The organism is Klenkia terrae, assembly GCF_037083865.1.
Taxonomy (GTDB): Bacteria; Actinomycetota; Actinomycetes; order Mycobacteriales; family Geodermatophilaceae; genus Klenkia; species Klenkia terrae.
Map to the genome: position 1 here is coordinate 1 of NZ_JBAPLV010000059.1, position 3504 is coordinate 3504.

The window sequence follows — 3504 nt, forward strand, 5'->3', positions numbered from 1 at the left end:
AATGGTGTCCGGCGGCGTCCTACTCTCCCACCCAGTCCCCCGGGCAGTACCATCGGCGCTGAGAGGCTTAGCTTCCGGGTTCGGAATGAGACCGGGCGTTTCCCTCTCGCCATGACCGCCGTAACGCTGTGAAAGTTTCCACCCCTGTCGCACCCGGTCAAAGGGATGCTGGTGGGGCGGTCTGTGGAGCACACACGAGGTGTGTCCGTTCTTTCAGAACCGCACAGTGGACGCGAGACAAGATCTTGCTGATTGCGTGAATGTTTGAGGTGAGTCAAGTCCTCGGCCTATTAGTACCGGTCAGCTCCACACATTGCTGTGCTTCCACCTCCGGCCTATCAACCCGCTGGTCTGGGCGGGGGCCTTAACCCACAAGGGGTGAGAGACCTCATCTTGAAGCGAGCTTCCCGCTTAGATGCTTTCAGCGGTTATCCCTGCCGAACGTAGCCAACCAGCAGTGCTCCTGGCGGAACAACTGGCACACCAGAGGTTCGTCCGTCCCGGTCCTCTCGTACTAGGGACAGCTCTTCTCAAGTCTCTTACGCGCACGGCGGATAGGGACCGAACTGTCTCACGACGTTCTAAACCCAGCTCGCGTACCGCTTTAATGGGCGAACAGCCCAACCCTTGGGACCTACTCCAGCCCCAGGATGCGACGAGCCGACATCGAGGTGCCAAACCATCCCGTCGATATGGACTCTTGGGGAAGATCAGCCTGTTATCCCCGGGGTACCTTTTATCCGTTGAGCGACACCGCTTCCACATGCCGGTGCCGGGTCACTAGTCCCAGCTTTCGCTCCTGCTCGACCCGTCGGTCTCACAGTCAAGCTCCCTTGTGCACTTGCACTCGACACCTGATTGCCAACCAGGCTGAGGGAACCTTTGGGCGCCTCCGTTACATTTTGGGAGGCAACCGCCCCAGTTAAACTACCCACCTGACACTGTCCCTGATCCGGATCACGGACCGAGGTTAGACATCCAATTCGACCAGAGTGGTATTTCAACGACGACTCCACGAACACTGGCGTGCCCGCTTCACAGTCTCCCACCTATCCTACACAAACCGAACCGAACACCAATATCAAGCTATAGTGAAGGTCCCGGGGTCTTTCCGTCCTGCCGCGCGTAACGAGCATCTTTACTCGTAGTGCAATTTCGCCGAGCCTGTGGTTGAGACAGCTGAGAAGTCGTTACGCCATTCGTGCAGGTCGGAACTTACCCGACAAGGAATTTCGCTACCTTAGGATGGTTATAGTTACCACCGCCGTTTACTGGCGCTTGAGTTCTGAGCTTCGCCCTAAAAGAGCTAACCCGTCCCCTTAACGTTCCAGCACCGGGCAGGCGTCAGTCCGTATACATCGTCTTTCGACTTCGCACGGACCTGTGTTTTTAGTAAACAGTCGCTTCTCACTGGTCTCTGCGGCCACCCACCGCTGCCCACCGCAAGGGTGATGACAGTGAATGGCCCCCCTTCTCCCGAAGTTACGGGGGCATTTTGCCGAGTTCCTTAACCACAGTTCGCTCGATCGCCTTGGTATTCTCTACCTGACCACCTGAGTTGGTTTGGGGTACGGGCCGCTCAGAGCTCGCTAGAGGCTTTTCTCGGCAGCATAGGATCATCCCATTCGCCTCATTCGGCTATGCGTCAGGCCTCACCCTATTGCGGAACGGATTTGCCTATTCCACGGGCCACACCCTTGCACCGGTACTACCACTCACCGGTAGGACTACCTTCCTGCGTCACCCCATCGCTTGCCTACTACCAGTCCGGGTCCCACGTTCCACCCACACGCCACCACCCCGAAGGGCAGCAGTCACGGAGCTTCAGATGGTTAGCATCGCTGGGTTCAGCATGGACGCTCTTTCGCGGGTACGGGAATATCAACCCGTTGTCCATCGACTACGCCTGTCGGCCTCGCCTTAGGTCCCGACTCACCCTGGGCGGATTAGCCTGGCCCAGGAACCCTTGGTCATCCGGCGGGGGAGTTTCTCACTCCCCTTTCGCTACTCATGCCTGCATTCTCACTCGTGTGGCGTCCACGGCTGGATCACTCCGCCGCTTCCATCGCCACACGACGCTCCCCTACCCATCCACACACCTGGCTCAACGACCTTGATCGAGGAGCAGGCTATTGCGTGAATGCCATAGCTTCGGCGGTGTGCTTGAGCCCCGCTACATTGTCGGCGCGGAATCACTTGACCAGTGAGCTATTACGCACTCTTTCAAGGGTGGCTGCTTCTAAGCCAACCTCCTGGTTGTCACTGCGACTCCACATCCTTTTCCACTTAGCACACGCTTAGGGGCCTTAGCTGATGATCTGGGCTGTTTCCCTCTCGACTACGAACCTTATCGCCCGCAGTCTCACTGCCACGCTCTCACTTACCGGCATTCGGAGTTTGGTTGATTTCAGTAACCTTGTGGGGCCCCTAGACCATCCAGTGCTCTACCTCCGGCAAGAAACACGTGACGCTGCACCTAAATGCATTTCGGGGAGAACCAGCTATCACCGAGTTTGATTGGCCTTTCACCCCTACCCACAGCTCATCCCCTCCGTTTTCAACCGAAGTGGGTTCGGTCCTCCACGCGGTCTTACCCGCGCTTCAACCTGGCCATGGGTAGATCACTCGGCTTCGGGTCTAGAGCACGCGACTAGAAACGCCCTATTCGGACTCGCTTTCGCTACGGCTACCCCACACGGGTTAACCTCGCCACGTACCGCTAACTCGCAGGCTCATTCTTCAAAAGGCACGCAATCACCCCCACGCACGAATGCGCATAAGGCTCTCACGGCTTGTAGGCACACGGTTTCAGGTACTATTTCACTCCCCTCCCGGGGTACTTTTCACCTTTCCCTCACGGTACTTGTCCGCTATCGGTCACCAGGGAGTATTTAGGCTTAGCGGGTGGTCCCGCCAGATTCACACCGAATTTCACGAGCTCGGTGCTACTTGGGAACACATCAAAGGAGAGTGCGCGTTTTCGTGTACGGGGCTCTCACCCTCTATGGCGACCCCTTCCAGAGGCCTTCCACTAACACAACACTTTTCTGACTCCCCGAACCTTCGGCAGAAGGATCAAGATGCGTCCCACGACCCCACATGCACAACGCCTGCCGGCTATCACATGCACATGGTTTAGCCTCATCCGCTTTCGCTCGCCACTACTCACGGAATCACGGTTGTTTTCTCTTCCTGTGGGTACTGAGATGTTTCACTTCCCCACGTTCCCTCCACACGCCCTATATATTCAGGCGCGGGTCACACCACATGACTGGTGCGGGGTTCCCCCATTCGGAAATCCTCGGATCAACGCTCGGTTGACAGCTCCCCGAGGCTTATCGCAGCCTCCTACGTCCTTCATCGGCTCCTGGTGCCAAGGCATCCACCGTGCGCCCTTAACAACTTGAACACACAAACAAACAATCACTACAAGATGCTCGCGTCCACTGTGCAGTTCTCAAAGAACGAACGACCACCCACCCCACACCCACCACCAACACCCGC

The 3504-nt window shown here is 57.2% G+C and carries 2 rRNA genes; both read right to left on the minus strand.

The annotated features are described in order from the left end of the window. Positions 1–6: 6 nt before the first annotated feature. A 5S ribosomal RNA gene (gene rrf, locus UXQ13_RS23455) occupies positions 7–123 on the minus strand. A gap of 147 nt (positions 124–270) precedes the next feature. Then, positions 271–3409, minus strand: a 23S ribosomal RNA gene (locus tag UXQ13_RS23460). Between the last annotated feature and the right edge of the window lie 95 nt (positions 3410–3504).